This is a genomic window from Streptomyces sp. B3I8 (assembly GCF_030816915.1).
Lineage (GTDB): Bacteria > Actinomycetota > Actinomycetes > Streptomycetales > Streptomycetaceae > Streptomyces.
Genome location: NZ_JAUSYN010000002.1, coordinates 4,553,683 through 4,573,287, shown reverse-complemented (window position 1 = coordinate 4,573,287; position 19,605 = coordinate 4,553,683). Strand labels below are relative to the sequence as shown.

The following is a 19,605-nucleotide window of genomic DNA, read 5'->3' as shown; positions in this document are numbered from 1 at the left end:
GGCGCATGGCCAATATGGTCGGGGCATGACGACCGAGCCACTTTCCTTCCCCCGTCGGCACGCGCGCACCCAACGCTTCACCCTCGGCGCGCCCCGCGCGTTCACGGTCGCGCCGGACGGTTCGCGGGTCGTGTTCCTGCGGTCCGCGTCCGGGACCGACCGGGTGCAGCAACTGTGGGTTCTCGACCCGGAGGAGAGCACCGAGCGCCTCGCGGCGGACCCCGCGGCCCTGCTCTCCGGGGCCGGCGAGGAGCTGCCACCGGAGGAGCGCGCACGACGGGAACGCAGCCGCGAAGGGGGCGCGGGCATCGTCGGATACGCCACCGACGCCGCCGTCGAGTGGGCGTCTTTCGCCTTGTCGGGGCGGCTTTTCACGGCCGAGCTGCGGGCCGGTACGGCGCGGGAGCTGCCCGCCGCGGGGCCGGTGATCGACCCCCGCCCCTCCCCCGACGGCAGGCATGTCGCCTATGTCGCCCGGGGTGCGCTGCGGGTCGTGGGCTCGGAGGGCGAGGACGACCGGGCGCTGATCGAACCGGAGTCGGAGGGCGTTTCGTACGGTCTCGCGGAGTTCGTCGCGGCCGAGGAAATGTCCCGTTCTCGCGGGTTCTGGTGGGCGCCGGAGTCGGACCGGTTGCTGGTCGCGCGGGTGGACGACACCCCCGTGCAGCGGTGGTGGATCGCCGATCCGGCACACCCGGGCCGGGCGCCGCAGCCCGTGGCGTACCCGGCGGCGGGGACGGACAACGCGGACGTACGCCTGTTCGTCCTGGGCCTGGACGGGGCGCGCACGGAGGTGGTGTGGGACCGCGCCGCCTACCCCTATCTGGCGCGAGTGCACTGGTCAGCGGCGGGAGTCCCGCTGATCTTGGTGCAGGCCCGCGACCAGCGCAGTCAGCTCATTCTGGCGGTGGATCCGAACGCCGGAGCGACCCGGATGGTGCACGCCGACGAAGATCCAATTTGGCTGGATCTTTTCCCCGGCGTGCCGTGCTGGAGCCCCTCCGGACAGCTCGTGCGGATCGCCGACGAGGGCGGCGCGCGGGTCCTCGCGGTCGGCGAACGGCCGCTGACCGGACCGCAGTTGCATGTGCGGGCGGTACTTGACGTCACCGCCGACGACGTTCTTGTCACCGCGTCGGCCGGGGCGCGCGCGGCCGAGCCGGAGATCGGCGAGGTGCACGTCTACCGGGTGAACGAGCTCGGGGTGGAGCGCGTTTCGCAAGGGCCCGGCGTGCACTCGGCGGTGCGCGCCGGGGGCGTGACCGTGCTGGTCAGCGCGGTACTGGACCGGCCGGGCGCCCGTGCGCAGGTGCTTCGCGACGGCAAGCCGGCGGCGACCGTGGCCTCGTACGCGGAAAGTCCGAATTTCTCCCCGCGCGTGAGCCTCGTAGAGGGGGGCGCACGGAAAATCCCATGCGCCGTGCTTATGCCTACGGACTACCCCAGTGAGACCGACGGTCCCCGTTTGCCCGTCCTCGTGGACCCCTACGGCGGCCCGCACGGCCAACGGGTGCTCGCCGCGCACAACCCGCACCTCACCTCGCAGTGGTTCGCGGACCAGGGCTTCGCGGTGGTCGTCGCCGACGGGCGGGGCACTCCGGGCCGCTCCCCCGCGTGGGAGAAGGCCGTACGGGACGACCTCGCGGAGGTGGTCCTCCAGGACCAGGTCGACGCGCTGCACGCGCTCGCCGAGCAGTTCCCGCTCGACCTGGACCGGGTCGCGATCCGGGGCTGGTCCTTCGGCGGCTATCTGGCCGCGCTCGGCGCGCTGCGCCGCCCCGACGTCTTCCACGCGGCGGTGGTCGGGGCCCCGGTCACCGATCTGCGGCTGTACGACACCCACTACCAGGAGCGGTACCTGGGCCTGCCCGGCGAGCAGCCGGAGGTCTACCGGCGCAACTCGCTGATCGACGACGCGGGGCTGGTGGACGCGGCGGAGGGCCCGCACCGGCCGATGATGATCATTCACGGGCTCGCGGACGACAACGTGGTCGTCGCGCACTCGCTGCGGCTGTCGTCGGCCCTGCTGGCCGCCGGACGGCCGCACGAGGTGCTGCCGCTGTCGGGCGTCACACACATGACCCCGCAGGAGACCGTCGCGGAGAATCTGCTGCGGCTGCAACTGGACTTCCTGCGGCGTTCGTTGCGGCTGACCTGACGAGCCGCGCACGACGACGGGCCGGACGGTGTGCGGCCGGGCCACGACGGGCCGGAGCACCTCGGCGCTCCGGCCCGTCCACGGCACCCGCACGGCCGTACGCCGTCCAGCGTGACGGAGACGTGTGGCAGGACCGGGTCGGCGGTGTTGCGGAGGTGTGAACCGGGCTCGCGCGCCCAGGCGCGCTACCCGCGCAGTACCTTCGTCGCGATCTCCAGGAAGTCCAGCAGGCGTTCGTCCCGGCTGTCCTCCGGGGCCGCCAGGCATGTCTCGTAGGGCTCGGCGTCCGTGACCGGCACGGGGACGAGGTCGGGGCGGTGGTAGGCGCGCGCCACGCTCAGCGGGCCGAGTCCGATGCCGTAGCCGGCGGCGATGAGTTCGAACTTCTCCTCGAGGGAGGCCGCGCGGCGCTGCTGGGCATTGAGCAACTTCTCGCCCTCCAGGTCCACCGAGGTCAGCGAGGGGCGGGTGGCCAGGGGGTGGGCCGCGGGCAGGATGGCGGCCCTGGACTCCAGGCCGACGGGGATCGTGCGCAGCCCCGTGTCGTCGAAGGGCCGGCGCAGGAAGCCGACGTGCGCGCGGCCGTCCCGCAGTGGGGTGTGCTGGTCGTACCAGCGCAGCGGGACGAGATCGATCTCGACGCCGGGATGGACCGCCGTGAAGGCACGCACCGCCTCCGAGACGTGCAGCCCGGGGGCGAAGGCGACGGCGAGGCGCGCGACGCCCCGGTCGGCCTCGTGCACCCGGCGGACCGCGCCGTCGACGGTCGCGAGGACCCGGCGCGCCTCCTCGTGGAGCCGCTCCCCGGCCGCCGTCAGCTCCACGCTGCGGGTGGTGCGGGTGAGCAGGGCACAGCCCAGCTCACGCTCGAAGGCCCGGATCTGCCGGCTGAGGACGGGCTGTGCGATGTACAGCTGCTCGGCCGCGCGGCCGAAGTGCCGGTGCTCGGCGACCGCGACGAAATAGCGCAACTTACGCAGATCGAGGTCCATACCTCAAGGGTATCAATGACGCCCGCAGCGAGCGGCGGCAAACCGGTCCGAGCCGGCTTCCAGGTCCGGCGGAGCTGTTCGGAGTCGGTGACCGGACAACCGAAAAGGCCGATGCGTCCCGCCGCCGAGTCCGCCGTCCGGGCCTCTCGTCCCCTGCTGTCGGGCATGCACGATTGTGGTCAGGAGGTGCGGTGCTGCTGCCACGTGCCGCTTTCGTGGTCCCAGTCGCCGGTGACGGTGCCGTCCAGGAGCGGGTCGAGGAACTCCTTGGCCGCTCGGGCGGCTTCGGGGAAGGTACGGCAGCCCCGCAGGCCGAGTACCAGGGCAGCGGCGCCGGGATATTTGTCGTGCCAGTCGGGGCCCGGGGCTTCGAAGGACCGGGGCATGGTGACGTCGGTGCCGCGCCGGCGGCGCTGGTCTGCTTCGTGGTGGATGGCCCGGTGGGCGGCGGGACCGTCGATCCTCTCCTGTTGGCTGATCAGGAGGAGGTCGGCCAGGTCGCGGTAGCGGCTCGAAACCTCCGCGCCGTGACGCTCGTAGAGGGCGCAGACCTTGTCGGCGATGTGGTCGACGAGCGGGTAGAGCCGTACGGTGGGCCAGTCGACGGGCCAGGGAAGGTCGACGGCGGAGGCCAGGGGGCTGGTTTCCGGGGTGCCCGTGAGCGTGCGCCGGACGGCGATGTCCACCTTGACGCCGTCGACGCGGGTGGGACCGAGGAAGACCTGGAAGTACTGGGAGCCACCGCGGTCGGGATCGGCGGAGAGGGTGTACTTGCCGGGGGCGAAACGCAGGAAGTCGCCCAGATCGTGGGCCGCGGCCCGCAGGACGCGGGCGCGTGCTTCCTCGGGGGTCAGACCCGGCTGCGCGGTCTGCAGGTCTATGTCGCCGCTGAGGCGGGCGGCGCCGCGGTAGCGGACCAGGAGAGCCTGGCCGCCCTTGATGAGCCAGCCGTCGGGGTCCAGGGTGAAGACCCGGGCGGCGAGCCGGTTGAAGTAGAAGATCCGCATCAGGTCGGAGACGTTCATGCCCGTCTCCTTGGACATCTTCTTCGCGGAGAGGTTAAGAGCGGTTCTGAACGCCCTCGGAGTCGCGTACGTCTTGCCCATGGATCGCCCCCTGGCGTGCCGGCTCGAATCTGCGGACTGTCACGCCCGAGTTGATCACCCTCGGGCTCCGGTTCGGTGGGTCAGCCGGTCTCCTCCGCCGCCGGCCGGCTGTCGTCCCGACCGCTGCCCGTGCCGCTGTTGCGCGGGGCCGGAGGCGGAACGGGCTGCTGCTGGAACTTCGCGACGGCTTCCATGGCCTTGCGGGTGCTCGGCGACAAGGCGTCGGCGTTGGTGTGGCGGAGGACTTGCAGGACGGCCTGATTCGGTTGCGTGAACTTCGCCAACGCCGCCCTCATCGCAGGGTCGGAATCCAGCACCCTCCGCATCGCCGCGGCCGCCGCAGCATTGTGCCCCAGGTTCCCCAGGGCTCGGCCGATGTCGTTCATGCCGCCACTGCGCGCGAGATACGACGCGACGGCTGGATGACCGGCGAAGAGACGGACCGCGGCATCGAAGCCCTCTTGGCCGGCCCGGTCGACTTCCTGGCGGCGCAGGCTCTCGCCGGCCTGGGCGACGAGGTGGTCGATCAGATCGCGTCCGGTGGCGGTGGCTTTGAGTCCGTACTTGCGGGCGTAGGGCCACACGCGCTCGGCAAGGTCGTCCACCGTGATCAGCCCACGGCGTTCGGCCTCGGCGATGACCCCGCCGATGTGTCCGCCGTCGGCCTTGGCCTGCAGCAGGTCGATGACAGTGCGGGCGGCGGTGGTGACAGGCAGGCCGTCGGCCACCGTGATGTCGGCGGGCTCCAGCGACGCGGTGCGCAGACGGACGAACGGCTCGTTCGTCGTCCGCCTGCGGGGCACAGTGATCTCCACGTCGGGGGCGGGGATGTCTCCCAGCTCATGAAGCCGGCAGGCGGAGGCGTGGGAGACGACACCGGAGTCGGGGTGACCGAGAGGGCGGTTCCAGGCGAACTCTCGCGGCTGCAGGCGCAACCATGCGGCCTTGATGTCCACGTGCTGGGGCATGGCGCCGGTGGCGAGGAAGTAGACCCCCCGGCTGACGTTCTCCAGCAACCCGGCCTCGGTCAGGCGCAGCAGCTGCACGGCGTTCAGGCCGAGCTCCTTGGCCTGCGCGGTGGTGACCAGGCCCCACTGGTCGGCCGCGGCCCCGGAGAGCACGACAAGCTGGTCAGCGCGATCCATGCAGATATGGTTACACATTTCCACAGAGATAGTTACGACTACATGTAACCATCTCTGCGTTAATCGATCGGAGATGTAATTTACCCTGCATCTCCGAGGGAAAGAAATTGATACCCATCGGACATCAATCAGGGCTGAAGAGTATTGGACGCGCGCGTCGGGACGCGCGAAGACTTGACCGCATGATCCTCATCACCACGCCCACAGGCACCATCGGCAGCCAGGTGCTGCGCAATCTGCTCGACGAGGCCCCCGCGCGGGGCGAGGAGCTGCGGGTGGTCGTGCGCGACCCCGCGAAGCTCTCGGACGAGGTCCGCGACCGGGTCGACGTCGTCGTCGGCTCGCACGGTGACGCGGCGGTCGTCGACCGCGCGCTCGACGGCGTCGACGCCGTCTTCTGGGTCGTGCCGCCGAACCCGCTCGCGGCCGACCTGGAGGAGGCGTACTCCGGCTTCACGCAGGCCGCCGCGAAGGCGTTCACCGCGCACGGGGTCCAGCGGGTGGTCGCCGTCTCCTCGGTCGGGCGGGGCACACCGGTCGCCGACCGCGCCGGACTCGTCACCGCCTCGCTGGCCATGGACGACCTGATCGCCGGCTCGGGGGTCGCCTACCGGGCGCTCGCCTGCGCCACGTTCATCGACAACCTGCTGCGGCAGGCGGGCCCGATCCGCGACCGGGGCGTCTTCACCGACACGGTCCCCGCCGACCGCCCCGAACCGCCGGTCGCCACGGCCGACATCGCGGCGGCGGCCGTACGGCTGCTGCTCGACCGGTCGTGGACGGGCACGGGCGAGGTGCCGGTGCTCGGCCCCGAGGACCTTTCGGCGGCCGACCGCGCGCGGATCGTCTCCGGGGTGCTCGGCCGGTCCGTGGAGTACCAGCAGGTGTCCCTGGACGACTACGCGGCGGTCTTCGCCTCCCGCGGGGTGCCCGAGGCGTTCACCGCGGGGATGGTGGACATGATGCGGGCGCGGAACGAGGGGCTCGACGAGGCTGTCTCCCGCGCGGACGCGAACACCGTCGTCGGGACCACGACGTTCCGCACCTGGTGCGAGGAGGTCCTGCGGCCGGCGGTCCTGGGCGGCTGAGCCCGACGGCCCGGGGGCCGGTCGTGCGCCGGGGGCGGGCCCGCGGCGCGGCAGGCAGGGGCCGGTCGTTCGGCAGGGACAGGCCCGTCGTGCGACATGCGCGGGCCGGTCGCGGCCGGTCGGCGGTCGGTCATCGGCACTGACACGGACACGGACACGGGGCACGGGCACGGACACCGGCGCGGACGCGGACGAGCGGTGGAACGCGGGGCCCGCGTTCCACCGCCGGTCACGTCGGTCAGCCCGTCCCGCCGACCCAGAGCAGGTACTGGCCACCGCTCAGCGGGTCACAGCGCCAGGAGAGCCAACGGCCCTGGGGAACGCCGGCGTAGCCCGCGTCCATACAGGCCTGGTACGACGGGTAGACGCCGGCGGCCGTGTCCGGGAAGTCGCCGGCGAAGGCCGTACCGGCGCCGAGGCCTATGCCGGCCACGGCGGTGGCGGTGAGTGCCGCCGACACGAAGAGCTTCTTGAGCAAGGGAACGCTCCTGAACGCACGTCACGCCAGCACCGAACCGGCGTGACTGGGGAGTTGGTTGCCCGGCCGATACTAGTCAGGCGCGAGGCTCCGCGAGCAGTGCGGGAGATCTTGGGCCGGATGTCTCGCACACTTGGCCCGGATCCCGGGGGTGACGTGCAGCGGAGGTGAACGGCAGTCGACCGCGGGCCACTTGACGGTCGAACACCGCGTTGCCGAACCGGCGCCCTACGGCACGCCCACCGTGCGCTCCCCCGCGAAGTGACAGGCCGAGGGGTGGGGGGACGGGATGTCGCCGTGGATCTCCAGGCGGGGGGACTCCCGGGCGCAGCGGTCCTCCGCCTTGAAGCACCGGGTGCGGAAGCGGCAGCCCGTGGGGATGTTCGCCGGGGAGGGGACGTCGCCCGTGAGGATGATGCGGTCGCGGCGGGCGCGGGCCGTCGGGTCGGGCACCGGGACCGCGGAGAGCAGGGCCTGGGTGTAGGGGTGCGTGGGGTGCTCGTAGATCTGCTCGTCGGTGCCGGTCTCCACGATGCGGCCCAGGTACATCACCCCGACCCGGTCCGAGATGTGCCGTACCACCGACAGGTCGTGCGCGATGAAGACGTAGGCCAGACCGAACTCCCGTTGCAGGCGGGCCAGGAGGTTGATCACCTGGGCCTGCACCGAGACGTCCAGCGCGGAGACGGGTTCGTCGGCGACGACGATCTCCGGGCGCAGCGCGAGTGCCCGCGCGATCCCGATGCGCTGGCGCTGGCCGCCGGAGAACTGGTGCGGGTAGCGGTTGATGTGTTCGGGGTTGAGGCCGACGACGTCCAGCAACTCCCTCACCTTGCGGCGCCGTTCGCCCTTCGGGGCCGCCTCCGGATGGATCTCGAACGGCTCTCCGACGATGTCGCCCACCGTCATGCGCGGGTTGAGCGAGGTGTACGGGTCCTGGAACACCATTTGGACGTTGCGGCGCACCGCCTTCAGCGCGCGGCCGGACAGGCCGGTGACGTCCTCGCCGCGGTACCGGATGCGGCCGGCGGTGGGGCGCTCCAGGTGGACGAGGAGCCGGGCGAGCGTGGACTTGCCGCAGCCGGACTCGCCGACGATGCCCAGGGTCTCGCCCGCGCGGAGGGTGAGGTCGACGCCGTCGACGGCCCGTGCCGCGCCGGCCGCCCGGCGCCGCAGGACGCCCCGGGTGAGCGGGTAGTGCTTGGCCAGTCCGGTCACCTCGAGGATCGGTTCACGGTCACGGTCACGATCGCGGGAGGCTTCAGGCTGTGGCGTCATGCAGGCACTCCCTCCAGAAGTGGCAGGCGCTGCCCCGGTCCTCGCCCGCCGCGTACAGCGGCGGCACGTCGGTGAGGCACTCGTCCCGGGCCCGCGGGCAGCGCGGGTGGAACGCGCAGCCCGGCGGGATGTCGGTGAGGCTCGGCGGCAGGCCCCGGATGGCGTCGAGCGCGGACCCCTTGCGGTCCAGGCGGGGGATGGAGTCGAGCAGGCCCCTGGTGTACGGGTGGGCGGGGGCCTTGTAGAGGTCGTGGACCGGCGCCTCCTCGACGATCCGGCCCGCGTACATCACGGCGATCCGGTCGGCCACGTCGGCGACGACGCCGAGGTCGTGGGTGATGAGGACGAGCCCCATCGCGTACTCCCGCCGCAGCTCGGCGAGCAGGTCCATGACCTGCGCCTGCACGGTGACGTCGAGCGCGGTGGTCGGTTCGTCCGCGATGATCAGCGCGGGTTCCAGCGCGAGCGCCATCGCGATCATGACGCGTTGGCGCATGCCGCCGGAGAACTGGTGCGGATAGTCCCGTACGCGCTGGGCGGCGGCCGGGATGCGCACCCTGTCCATGAGTTCGACGGCCCGCGCACGGGCGTCCCGCCGGGACATGCCGCGGTGGACGGTGAACATCTCGGCGAGCTGGTCGCCCACGGTGAGGACGGGGTTGAGGGCGGAGAGCGCGTCCTGGAAGATCATCGCCATCTCGGCCCCGCGCAGCCGGCGGCGCCGCTCCTCGGGGAGGGTCAGCAGATCGCGGCCCCGGAAGCGGACCTCGCCGCCGGTGATGCGGCCGGGCGGGGTGTCGAGGATGCCCATGACCGCCTGCGCGGTGACGGACTTGCCGGAGCCGGACTCGCCGAGCACGGCGAGCGTCTCCCCCGCCGCCACGCGCAGATCGACACCGTTGACGGCGCGGGCGACGCCGTCGCGGGTGCGGAACTCGACGTGCAGATCGCGCACGTCGAGCAACGGGGCGGCCTCGTCCGCCGTCCCTGGCGCGGACGTCGGGCCACGTCGCACCGTCGGATCCGTCGGATCACGTCGCGCCGTCGGTTCACGTCGCACGGGCGGTTCACGTCGCACGGGCGGCTCACCTCAGCTTCGGGTCGAGGGCGTCGCGCACCGCGTCGCCGAGCATGATGAACGCCAGCACGGTGAGCGCCAGCGCTCCGGCGGGCCACAGCAGCATGTGCGGGGCCTGGCGGATGTACGGGGAGGCGGCCGAGATGTCGATGCCCCAGCTCACCGTGGGCGGACGCAGCCCGACGCCGACGTAGGACAGGGTCGCCTCCAGCGCGATGTACGTGCCGAGCGCGATGGTGGCCACGACGATCACGGGGGCGACGGCGTTGGGCGCGATGTGCCGCAGCAGCAGCCGGGGGTGGGAGGCGCCGAGCGCGCGGGCGGCCTGGATGTAGTCCTGCCGCCCCACCGCGAGGACGGAACCCCGGGCGATGCGGGAGATCTGCGGCCAGCCGAGCAGCACGATGAAGCCGACGACGGGCCAGATGGTGTCGCTGGTGACGACGGAGAGCAGGACGAGTCCGCCGAGGACGACGGGGATCGCGAAGAAGACGTCGGTGAGGCGGGACAGGACCGCGTCCCCCGCCCCGCCGAAGTACCCGGCGAGCCCGCCGAGCACCGAGCCGAGCAGCGCGACCCCGGCCGTGGCGAGCACCCCGACGCCGATGGAGACGCGGGTGCCGTACACGGTGCGGGTGTAGACGTCGCAGCCCTGGCCGTCGAAGCCGAAGGGGTGGCCCGGGCGGGAGCCTTCCTGGGCGTGGGCGAGGTCGCAGGAGAGGGGGTCGCCGGAGGCGATGAGCGAGGGGCGCACGGAGACGACGAGGAGGAAGAGGATGACGAGCGCGGAGAGCAGGAAGACGGGGTTGCGCCGCAGGTCGTGCCAGGCGTCGGACCACAGGGAACGGGGCTTCGCCGCTCCGTGCCGGCCGTCCTCGGCCGGCGCCTCGGGACCGGTGCCGGGGGCCGGCGGGCGCCGCAGCGTCGTCGCCTCGCCCGCCGCGAGGTCCATCGTGCCGCCGGTGCCGGTGGGGGCGACGGCGCCGTCCGCCGGGGCCGGCTCGAAGGCCTCGTACGGCTGCTCGTACGGCTCGTAAGGTCGCTCAGGCATAGCGGATCCTCGGGTCGAGTACGGCGTACAGCAGGTCCACGAGCAGGTTGGCGGCGAGGAAGACCAGCACCAGGACCGTCACGAAGCCGACGACGGTCTGCGTGTTCTGGCGCAGGATGCCCTGGTAGAGCTGGAAGCCGACGCCGTGGATGTTGAAGATCCGCTCGGTGACGATCGCCCCGCCCATCAGCGCCCCGATGTCGGAGCCGATGAAGGTGACCACGGGGATCAGTGAGGTCCGCAGCAGGTGCCGGACGATCACCCGGCGGCGCGGCAGCCCCTTGGCGACGGCGGTGCGGACGTGGTCGGCCCGCAGGTTCTCCGCGATCGAGGTGCGGGTGAGGCGGGTGACGTAGGCGAGGGAGACGGAGGCGAGGACGAGACCGGGCACGATCAGCTCGTCGTAGCTCGCCGCCAGGGAGACGGACGGGGTGATCCAGTGCCACCGGACTCCGAACAGCAGTTGCAGCAGCAGTCCGGTGACGAAGGTGGGCACGGAGATCACGACCAGGCTGAGCATGAGCACCCCGGTGTCGACGGGCCGGCCGCGCCGCAGTCCGGTGAGGACGCCCAGGGTGACGCCGAGGACGACCTCGAAGACGATCGCCACGAGCGTGAGCCGCGCGGTGACCGGGAAGGACGCCGCCATCAGCGCGGTGACCTCCTGTCCGTTGAACGCGGTGCCGAAGTCGCCGGTGAAGACGTTGCCCATGTAGGTCAGGTACTGCTGCCACACGGGGCGGTCGAGGCCGAACTCCGCCTTGAGCCGGGCGGCGGTGGCGGCGTCGCACGCCTTGTCGCCGCAGAGTCCGGCGACGGGGTCCCCCATGACGTTGACCATGAGGAAGATCAGCAGGGTGGCGCCGGCGAAGACGGGGATCATCTGCAGCAGGCGCCGCATCACGTACTGGCCCATGTCCGCTCACGCCACCTTGATCCGGTCGTACACCGGCACGCTGAAGGGATTGAGCTCCACGCCGGAGAGTCGTTTCGAGTAGCCCGCGCTCCCGTTCTGGTACCAGAGCGGGATGGCCGCCATCTGGTCCCGGACGACCTCCTCGGCCCGCTGGAACAGCTTCACCGAGGCGGCCCGGTCGGTGGCGGCGTTGGCCCGGTCGACGAGGCCGTCGAACTCCTGGCTGGACCACCTGCCGTCGTTGGAGGAGGCGTCGGTGTAGTAGAGCGGCTGGAGGAAGTTCTGGATGAGCGGGTAGTCCATCTGCCAGCCCGCCCGGAACGGCCCGGCGATCTTCTTCTGGCTGATCTGGTTCCGGTAGTCGGCGAAGGTGCCGACCGGGTCGGCGACGCAGGCCCGGTCGTCGTCCAGCGCGTTGTTGATGGAGTGGCAGACGGCGTCGACCCACGCCTTGTGGGAGCCGGTGTCCGCGTTGTACGTCAGTCTCAGCCTCCCGCCGGGCAGTCCGCCGCCCTCCTCGACCAGCGCCTTCGCCCGCTTCGGGTCGTAGCGGCAGGCGTCGCCGCACAGCCCCGCGCGGTAGCCGCCCGCCGCGCCGAGCACGGGGGAGGTCCAGTCGGTGGCGGGGGTGCGGGTGCCGCGGAAGATGGTGCGGGAGATCTGGTCGCGGTCGATCGCCATGGACAGGCCGGTGCGGACCTTCTCCATGCCGGGCTTGTCCCACTTGCCGTCGTAGAAGGGGAAGGCGAGGGTCTGCAGGATGCCGGCCGGGACGTTGATGTACCGGCCCTCCAGATCGCTGCGGACGTTCGTCAGCTGCCCGGCGGGGATGTCGTCGGCGAGATCGAGGTTGCCGGACATCAGGTCGGTGTAGGCGGTGTTGCTGTCGGTGTACACCTTGAGGTCGACGCCGCGGTTGCGGGCCTTGTCGGGGCCGGGGTAGGCGTCCCAGGTGCGCAGGGACATCTGCGCACCCCTGACGTACGACGTCACGCGGTACGGGCCGTTGCCGACGGGCTTCTTCAGCCAGGCGGCGTGGTCGGTGAAGAACGCGCGGGGCAGCGGGGCGAAGGCGGCGTAGCCGAGGGTGTCGGGGAAGCCGGAGAAGCTCTGGTCGAGGCGGACGGTGAAGGTACGCGGGCCGGTCACCCGCAGCCCGGAGAGGGTGTCGGCGGTCTGCTCACCGGACTCGGGGTGGACCTGGTCGTAGCCGTCGATGTAACCGAAGAAGTACGCGCACTTCTGGTTGTTGCGCAGGCTCGCGCCGTAGTTCCAGGCGTCCACGAAGGAGCGGGCGGTGACCTTCTCGCCGTTGCTGAAGGTCCAGCCGTCCTTGACGGTGACGGCGTAGGTGCGGGAGTCCTCCGTCTCGATCCGCTCCGCGAGCATGTCCTTCGCGGCGCCGGTCCTCGGGTCGTACCGCTTCAGCCCCCGGAAGACCATGTCGAGGACCTTGCCGCCCTGCACCTCGTTGGTGTTCGCCGGCTCCAGCGGGTTCTGCGGGTCGCCCCAGGAGGAGCTGAGCACCCCGGGGCCGCCGTCGGCCGCGGCGCCGGAACCGCAGCCGGTCGCGGTGAGCGCGAGAAGGGAGGCAACGGCGAGCGCGGCGGTCCGGCGGGGGGGTGCGGCTCCTCGCATGGTGCCTCCTCGGGTACGCGCCGTGCGCCGACGCCGGTGTGCGGCGCTTCCTCCGCCACCTTTTCCCCATATCGGAAAAAGCGCACATTCAGCCCACCTGAGCGAGCGACATGTCCCCCGTCCGGCCCTCTGCGCGGCCGGGCGGGTGGCACGGGAACGGCCGCGGCAAGACACCTCGCGCACCACCCGTCACGGCTTCACCAGGGACACTTCACCGGTCTGCACCAATGACCGCGGCGATAACGTCAACTCCCCGTTTCCGCAGGCCACATGGGGCATCCACGCACCGTTGACGGGCGCCGAGCGGCGCTGATAGACACACACATCGCCCCAGCCGCCGCCACCCTCCCGACGGAGCCCGATCACCGTTCCCACCAGCCGTCCCTGTGCGAGTGATGACATGAGGTCACAACCATGAGCGCGAGAGTCCGACTCGGCCGACGGCACCCGGAACCACCGGGCAGACAGGATGGGCGCACCGGACGGGACCGTCGCAGCGCCCGGTCGTCGGTGCTGCGGCTCGCCGCCCTCACCGGCGCGAGCGCCCTGGCCCTCTCCGCCACGCTCGCCACCCCCCTGAACCCGACGCCCCAGCAGGCCGAGGCGAAGGAGGGCAAGAAGGTCCTCACGGTCGCGGTGGCGCAGAGCGTCGACTCGCTGAGCCCGTTCCTGGCGATCCGCCTGTCCAGCACCGGCGTCAACCGGCTGATGTACGAATACCTGACCGACTACGACCCGGGGGACAACCACGCGATCCCGGGCCTCGCCACCAAGTGGAAGCCGTCCGCCGACAAGCTGACCTGGACGTACACCATCCGCTCCGGGGCCACGTGGTCGGACGGGCGACGCGTCACCGCGAAGGACGCGGCCTGGACGTTCAACAAGATGATGACCGACGAGGCGGCGGCCACCGCGAACGGCAGCTTCGTCGCCAACTTCCGCGAGGTGACGGCGCCGAGCCCCACCGAACTCGTCATCGAGCTGAAGAAGCCGCAGGCCACGATGGCCGCGCTGGACGTGCCGATCGTGCCGGAGCACGTCTGGTCCAAGGTGAAGGACCTCGGCAAGTTCAACAACGACAAGAAGTTCCCGGTCGTGGGCGACGGCCCCTACGTCCTGACCGACTACAAGCCCGACAGCTATGTGCGCATGGAGGCCAACAAGACCTTCTGGCGCGGCGCCCCCCGGTTCGACGAGCTGGTCTTCAAGTACTACAAGGACGGTGACGCGGCCGTCGCGGCGCTGCGCAAGGGCGAGGTGTCGTTCGTCAGCGGGCTGACCCCCGCGCAGTCCGCCTCCCTCGGGCACCAGTCGGACATCAAGGTCAACGACGCGCCGGGGCGCCGCTTCTACGCCCTCGCCGTCAACCCGGGCGCACGGACCAGGAACGGCACCCCCATGGGTGACGGGGACCCCTCACTGCGCGACCCCCGGGTGCGGGAGGCGCTGTTCCGGGCGGTCGACCGCAAGGCGCTCATCGACAAGGTGTTCCAGGGCCACGCGGTCGAGGGAGCGGGGTACATACCGCCGCGCTTCTCCACGTACTTCTGGAAGCCGTCGGCGGACCAGGCGCGCGGGTACGACCCGGCGCGGGCGGCCCGGCTCCTCGACGAGGCCGGCTACAAGAAGAACGGAGCGGGCAAGCGGCTCGGCAAGGACGGCAAACCGCTCGACTACCGGCTCCTGTGCCACGCCACCGACCCGAACGACAAGGCGGCCGGGCAGTACCTCAAGGAGTGGTGGGGCAAGCTCGGCATCGGCGTGACGCTCGACTGCCTCGACAACGTGTCCGACCCGTGGCTGGCCGGCACGTACGACCTCGCCTTCGACGGCTGGTCCGTCAACCCCGACCCGGACTACGTCCTGTCCATCCACACCTGCGCCGCCCTGCCCGCCACCCCCAAGGAGACGGCCTCGACCGACAACTTCATCTGCGACAAGCAGTACGACGAGCTCTACGCCCGCCAGCTCGCCGAGTACGACCCCGCGCGCCGGGCCGGCCTCGTCAAGCGGATGGAGTCGCGGCTGTACGACCTCGGGTACATGAACGTCATGGCGTACCCGAACGCCGTGGAGGCCTACCGGACCGACCAGATCGCGAAGATCCGGACGATGCCGGCGAAGGCGGGCAACATCTACGGCCAGGACGGCTACTGGAGCTGGTGGTCGGCGAAGCCGGCGGCGTCCGACGGTTCGTCGGACGGATCCGGTTCGACGGGGGTCGTCATCGGCGTCGTCGCCGGAGTCGTGGTCCTGGCAGCCCTCGGCACGGTCCTCGCCCTACGCCGCAGGGCCACGGCGGGGGACCGTGAGTAACCCGATGACCGTGGCCACGAGGGGTTGTGCGGCACGCGCGGGTGCGTCGTGGTCGCCCGCGGGGGGTCCGGGGGCGGGAAGGGCAAGGGCGGCGGGGGCGAGGAAAGCCGGAGCGGCACACGCACAGGCCCCCCGCCCCACAACCCCCGGGAGACGACCGTGAGCACCGGCACGGACCCCGTACCGCTCCGCGAGACGCTCCCCGCCCCCGCGGCGAAGGACACGACGAAGGAGACGCGGGCGCACACCACCACCGCCTACCTCCGCTACGTCGCCGGCAAGCTCGCCGGCGCCGCCGTCTCCCTCCTCGCCGTCCTCGTCACCGGTTTCTTCCTCTTCCGCCTCATCCCCGGCGACCCGGTACGGACGATGACCGGCGGCCGCCCGGTGTCGGCACGGCAACTGGCCGCCTACCGCCGCGAGTTCGGCCTCGACCTTCCCCTCTGGCACCAGTTCACGGACTACTGCGGCAAGGCACTCACCGGCGACCTCGGCACCTCCTACCAGTTCCGCACCCCGGTGCTCGACAAGATCACCGAGGCACTGCCGAACACCCTCCTCCTCACCGGCACCGCGTTCGTCCTCTACACCGCCCTCGGCATCACCCTCGGCACCCGCTCGGCCTGGCGCCACGGCCGCCTCGGCGACCGGCTGAACACCGGCCTGGCGCTCACCCTGTACTCGGTGCCGTCGTTCTGGCTGGGGCTGCTGCTCATCATCGTGTTCTCCGTCGGCGCGGGCCCCGTCCCGGGGCTGTTCCCGACCGGCGGCATGGAGTCGGCCGGCACGTCGGGCTTCGCCCACGTCACGGACGTCGCCCATCACCTTGTCCTGCCGGTCCTCACCCTGGTCGCCGTCGAGTACGGGCAGACCCTGCTGGTCACCCGCTCGGCGCTGCTCGACGAGATGGGCAGCGACTATCTGACCACCGCGCGCGCCAAGGGGCTGCGGGACGACCAGGTGCGGCGCCGGCACGCGGTGCCGAACGCCCTGCTGCCGACCGTGACCCTGGTCTTCGTCAACCTCGGGCGGACGGTCGCGGGGGTCATCCTCGTCGAGACGGTGTTCTCCTGGCCGGGGCTCGGCGGCCTCTTCTACCAGGCACTCAGCGTGCCCGACCTGCCGCTGGTCCAGGGCCTGTTCCTCTTCTTCGCCTCGGCGGTGATCGTCATGAACACGCTGGCCGACCTGGTGTATCCGCTCCTCGATCCCCGGGTGGGCCGATGAGAGCCGAAGCCACTCCCCCGGCCGCCGGACGCGGGTCCGAGCCCGAGCCGGCCGCCGAGCCCGGCACCGGTCCCGCCACCGAACCCCCGGGTCCCGCCACCGAACCCCCGGGTCCCGCCACCGAACCCCCGGGTCCCGCCACCGAACCCCTGGGTCCCGGCACCGATGCCGCCCCCGTCCCCGGCCCCCGCGCGCTCGCCCGGCAGCGCCGGCGCCGGGCCGCCGCTCGGTTCTGGCGCGCCTACCGCGCCCACCGCTCCGGACTCGTGGGCCTCGCCGTGCTCGTGCTGTTCGCGCTGGTCGCCCTCACCGCGCCGCTGACGGTCGGCTCCGGCGTGTCGAGCGTGACCGACGCCCCGGGCCGCCCCCTCCAGGGACCCAGCGGCGCCTTCCCGCTGGGCGCCGACCGGTACGGGCGCAACCTGCTCGGCCTGGTCGTGTGGGGGTCGCGTGTCTCGCTGCTCGTGGGGCTGCTCGCCGCCGTGCTGTCGGTGGCGATCGGCGCCCTGGTGGGGATCACCGCCGGACACTTCCGCGGAGCCTGGGCGACCGTACTGATGCGCGTCACCGACTGGTTCCTGGTGATGCCCACCCTGGTGCTGGCCATCGCGCTCGCCACCGTCCTGTCCCGCTCGCTCGGCACGGTGGTGCTCGCCATCGGCGTCACGTCGTGGCCGACGACGGCACGGCTGGTCCGCGCCCAGACCCTGGCGGTGGAGTCGCGGCCGTACATCGAGCGTGCCAGGGCGCTCGGCGGCGGGCACTGGCACGTCATGTCCCGGCACGTGCTGCCCAACGTGATGCCCCTGGTGCTCGCCCAGACCACCCTGATGGTGTCCACCTCCATCCTCTCCGAGGCGACGCTGGCCTTCCTCGGGCTCGGCGACCCCTCGGTGGTGTCCTGGGGCGGGCTCCTCCAGGACGCGCGCGAGGCGGGCGCGGTCAGTTCCGGCGACTGGTGGTACCTGGTGCCGCCGGGCGTCGCCGTCGCCGTGGTGGCGCTGGCCTTCACCCTGTGCGGGCGCGCGGTGGAGTCCGTCCTCAACCCCAGGCTGGGAGTGACGAGTTGACGCTGCTGGACGTGCGGGATCTGCGGGTGACGTATCCGGGCGGGGCCGCCGCGGTGCGGGGCGTCGACCTGGCTCTGGAGGCCGGGCAGAAGCTCGGTGTCGCCGGTGAGTCGGGCTCCGGGAAGTCCACGCTGGCGCTCGCCCTGCTGCGGCTGCTCCCTGCCGGGACCCGCGTCACCGGGGAGGTCCTGCTGGACGGCGAGGACGTGCTGACGATGCGGTGGGGGCGGGTGCGGGCGGTGCGCTGGGCCGGTGCCTCGATCGTCTTCCAGGGGGCGATGCACTCCCTCAATCCCGTGCACCGCATCGGCGACCAGATCGCCGAACCGATCCTGCTGCACCGCAAGGAGAGCGGGGCCGCGGCCCGCCGCCGGACCGGCGAGCTGCTCGAACACGTGGGGCTGCCGGCCGCGCGGGCGGCGGCCTACCCGCACGAACTGTCCGGCGGGCAGCGGCAACGCGTGATGATCGCCATGGCGCTGGCCTGCGATCCGCGGCTGATCGTCGCGGACGAGCCGACCACCGCGCTGGACGTGATGATCCAGGCGCAGGTGCTGCGGCTGATCGAACGGCTGGTCGCCGAGCAGGACGTGGGTCTGATCATGATCAGCCACGATCTGTCGGTGCTCGCCGACACCTGCGACCGGCTGGCGGTGATGTACGCGGGCCGGGTGGTCGAGGAGGGGCCCGCACGGACCGTCCACGAGCATGCCCGGCACCCGTACGGCCAGGCGCTGTCGGCGGCCTTCCCGCGCATCGGCGACCCTGCCTCCCGGTACGCCCCGCGCGGCCTGCCCGGTGACCCGCCCGACCCTGCCGCGCTGCCCGGCGGGTGCGCGTTCCACCCGCGCTGCCCGGTGGCGCTGGCGGGGTGCGCCGAGGAGGACCCGGCGCACCGGGAGGCGGCGCCCGGGCACCGGGCCGCGTGCGTCCATGTACGGCCGGCGGAGGCGCCGGGACCGGCGGCACCGGCCGCCGGGGACACGAGGAGCGGCACATGACGACCACGGCCCCCACCTCACCCGCCGCCCCCGCCGCCCCGCCCCTGCTCGCCGCGCGGGACCTGCGCGTGGCCTTCCCCGGCCGGCGCGGCGCCGATCCGGCCCGCGCGGTCGACGGCGTCCAACTGGACATCGGGGCCGGGGAGATCGTCGCTCTCGTCGGCGAGTCCGGCTGCGGCAAGACGACGCTGGCGCGCGCGCTGCTCGGACTGGTCCGGCCGACGTCCGGGCAGGTCACGTTCGCCGGGACACCGCTCACGTACTCCTCACGGGCGCTGAAGGCGTACCGCAGGCGGGTCCAGCTCGTGCTCCAGGACCCCGCCGGCTCCCTCAACCCGCGGCACACGGTGTACGACGCGGTCGCCGAGGGGCTGCGCATCCACGGGTACGCCGGGGACGAGCGGGCTGCGGTCACCGGGGCGCTGTCCCGGGCGGGGCTGCGGCCGCCCGAGCGGTTCCTGCTGCGGCATCCGCACGAGCTGTCCGGGGGGCAGCGGCAGCGGGTGGTGATCGCCGGCGCGCTGGTCCTCGAGCCCGAACTGCTCGTCGCCGACGAGCCGGTGGCCTCGCTGGACGCGTCGGTGCGCGGGGAGATCCTCGCGCTGCTGCTGCGGCTGCGCTCCGAACTGGGGCTGTCCGCGCTGGTGGTGACGCACGATCTGGGGCTGGCGTGGAACATCGCGGACCGGGTGGCGGTGATGTATCTGGGGCGGATCGTGGAGACGGGGGAGGTGGAGCAGGTGCTGTCCGCGCCTCGGCATCCGTACACGCGGGCGTTGCTGTCGGTGCTGCCGGATGCACCGGGCGAGCCCGTGGTTCTTTCCGGGGAGCCCCCGGACCCCTCGCAGATCCCGGGCGGGTGCCGGTTCCACGCACGGTGTCCGGTGTTGGCGAGTGGGGAGGCGGGGCGGGTGGGGGTGGAGGACGCGTGCCGGACGCGGGATCCGGGGGTGTTGGGGGGTGGCCGCGAGGCGGAGGCGGCGTGTCATTGGGCGCGGGCGCGCGCGGAGGTGTGACACGGGGTGCGCCCCACGCGCCCGGCGCCGGGCGCCCGGGAGCTCGG

General features: G+C 72.3%; 16 protein-coding genes. 7 read left to right on the top strand and 9 right to left on the bottom strand.

The features are described 5' to 3' along the window. The first annotated feature begins 25 nt into the window (after positions 1–25). Positions 26–2,158, top strand: coding sequence for a S9 family peptidase (locus QFZ64_RS22550; protein WP_307068503.1), 2,133 nt, complete (start codon positions 26–28; stop codon positions 2,156–2,158). A gap of 185 nt (positions 2,159–2,343) precedes the next feature. Here QFZ64_RS22550 and QFZ64_RS22545 read toward each other — a convergent pair whose 3' ends face one another. The 3 genes from QFZ64_RS22545 to QFZ64_RS22535 form a co-directional block, all read right to left on the bottom strand. Further along, on the bottom strand, positions 2,344–3,150 hold the full coding sequence (locus tag QFZ64_RS22545) for a LysR family transcriptional regulator (protein ID WP_307068500.1): 807 nt from the start codon (positions 3,148–3,150) through the stop codon (positions 2,344–2,346). Between the two features lie 179 nt (positions 3,151–3,329). Then, positions 3,330–4,175, bottom strand: a complete 846-nt coding sequence (locus QFZ64_RS22540) for a nucleotidyl transferase AbiEii/AbiGii toxin family protein (protein ID WP_307068498.1) — start codon at positions 4,173–4,175, stop codon at positions 3,330–3,332. 161 nt (positions 4,176–4,336) lie between these two features. Continuing rightward, positions 4,337–5,401 (bottom strand): type IV toxin-antitoxin system AbiEi family antitoxin domain-containing protein, encoded by a 1,065-nt coding sequence (locus QFZ64_RS22535; RefSeq protein WP_307068496.1) that lies wholly within the window; start codon positions 5,399–5,401, stop codon positions 4,337–4,339. A 182-nt stretch (positions 5,402–5,583) separates the two neighbouring features. On the opposite strand from QFZ64_RS22535, the gene QFZ64_RS22530 reads away from it, so the two are divergent. After that, positions 5,584–6,489: an NAD(P)H-binding protein gene (locus QFZ64_RS22530; RefSeq protein WP_307068494.1), complete on the top strand. Its 906-nt coding sequence runs from the start codon at positions 5,584–5,586 to the stop codon at positions 6,487–6,489. A gap of 238 nt (positions 6,490–6,727) precedes the next feature. Here QFZ64_RS22530 and QFZ64_RS22525 read toward each other — a convergent pair whose 3' ends face one another. The 6 genes from QFZ64_RS22525 to QFZ64_RS22500 all read right to left on the bottom strand — a co-directional run bounded on the left by QFZ64_RS22525 (position 6,728) and on the right by QFZ64_RS22500 (position 12,928). Then, positions 6,728–6,967 carry a hypothetical protein gene (locus tag QFZ64_RS22525; protein WP_307068493.1) on the bottom strand — a complete coding sequence of 80 codons (240 nt, stop codon included), beginning with the start codon at positions 6,965–6,967 and terminating at the stop codon, positions 6,728–6,730. Between the two features lie 228 nt (positions 6,968–7,195). Beyond that, positions 7,196–8,245: an ABC transporter ATP-binding protein gene (locus QFZ64_RS22520; protein ID WP_307068491.1), complete on the bottom strand. Its 1,050-nt coding sequence runs from the start codon at positions 8,243–8,245 to the stop codon at positions 7,196–7,198. Then, the gene (locus QFZ64_RS22515) at positions 8,229–9,260 is read right to left on the bottom strand and encodes an ABC transporter ATP-binding protein (RefSeq protein ID WP_307068489.1); all 1,032 of its coding nucleotides are present in this window, start codon (positions 9,258–9,260) and stop codon (positions 8,229–8,231) included. Before QFZ64_RS22515 ends, QFZ64_RS22520 begins: the two co-directional genes overlap by 17 nt. A gap of 70 nt (positions 9,261–9,330) precedes the next feature. Continuing rightward, complete coding sequence (locus tag QFZ64_RS22510; protein ID WP_373430647.1) at positions 9,331–10,374, bottom strand: ABC transporter permease; 1,044 nt, start codon at positions 10,372–10,374, stop codon at positions 9,331–9,333. After that, positions 10,367–11,290, bottom strand: a complete 924-nt coding sequence (locus QFZ64_RS22505; RefSeq protein WP_307068487.1) for an ABC transporter permease — start codon at positions 11,288–11,290, stop codon at positions 10,367–10,369. The genes QFZ64_RS22510 and QFZ64_RS22505 overlap by 8 nt, the downstream gene beginning before the upstream one ends. A 6-nt stretch (positions 11,291–11,296) precedes the next feature. Beyond that, positions 11,297–12,928 (bottom strand): ABC transporter substrate-binding protein, encoded by a 1,632-nt coding sequence (locus QFZ64_RS22500; RefSeq protein ID WP_307068485.1) that lies wholly within the window; start codon positions 12,926–12,928, stop codon positions 11,297–11,299. Positions 12,929–13,342: 414 nt separating this feature from the next. Here QFZ64_RS22500 and QFZ64_RS22495 point away from each other — a divergent pair, with 414 nt between their 5' ends. The 5 genes from QFZ64_RS22495 (at position 13,343) to QFZ64_RS22475 (ending at position 19,558) form a co-directional block, all read left to right on the top strand. Continuing rightward, complete coding sequence (locus tag QFZ64_RS22495) at positions 13,343–15,244, top strand: ABC transporter substrate-binding protein (protein WP_307068483.1); 1,902 nt, start codon at positions 13,343–13,345, stop codon at positions 15,242–15,244. A gap of 159 nt (positions 15,245–15,403) precedes the next feature. Then, entirely contained in the window at positions 15,404–16,471 is a 1,068-nt protein-coding gene (locus tag QFZ64_RS22490) for an ABC transporter permease (RefSeq protein WP_307068481.1), read from the top strand. Continuing rightward, a complete protein-coding gene (locus tag QFZ64_RS22485; RefSeq protein ID WP_307068479.1) occupies positions 16,468–17,541 on the top strand; it encodes an ABC transporter permease in 1,074 nt (357 codons plus the stop codon). Before QFZ64_RS22490 ends, QFZ64_RS22485 begins: the two co-directional genes overlap by 4 nt. Beyond that, positions 17,538–18,542, top strand: a complete 1,005-nt coding sequence (locus QFZ64_RS22480) for an ABC transporter ATP-binding protein (protein WP_307068477.1) — start codon at positions 17,538–17,540, stop codon at positions 18,540–18,542. Before QFZ64_RS22485 ends, QFZ64_RS22480 begins: the two co-directional genes overlap by 4 nt. Next, positions 18,539–19,558 carry an ABC transporter ATP-binding protein gene (locus tag QFZ64_RS22475; protein ID WP_307068475.1) on the top strand — a complete coding sequence of 340 codons (1,020 nt, stop codon included), beginning with the start codon at positions 18,539–18,541 and terminating at the stop codon, positions 19,556–19,558. The genes QFZ64_RS22480 and QFZ64_RS22475 overlap by 4 nt, the downstream gene beginning before the upstream one ends. Positions 19,559–19,605 lie beyond the last annotated feature (47 nt).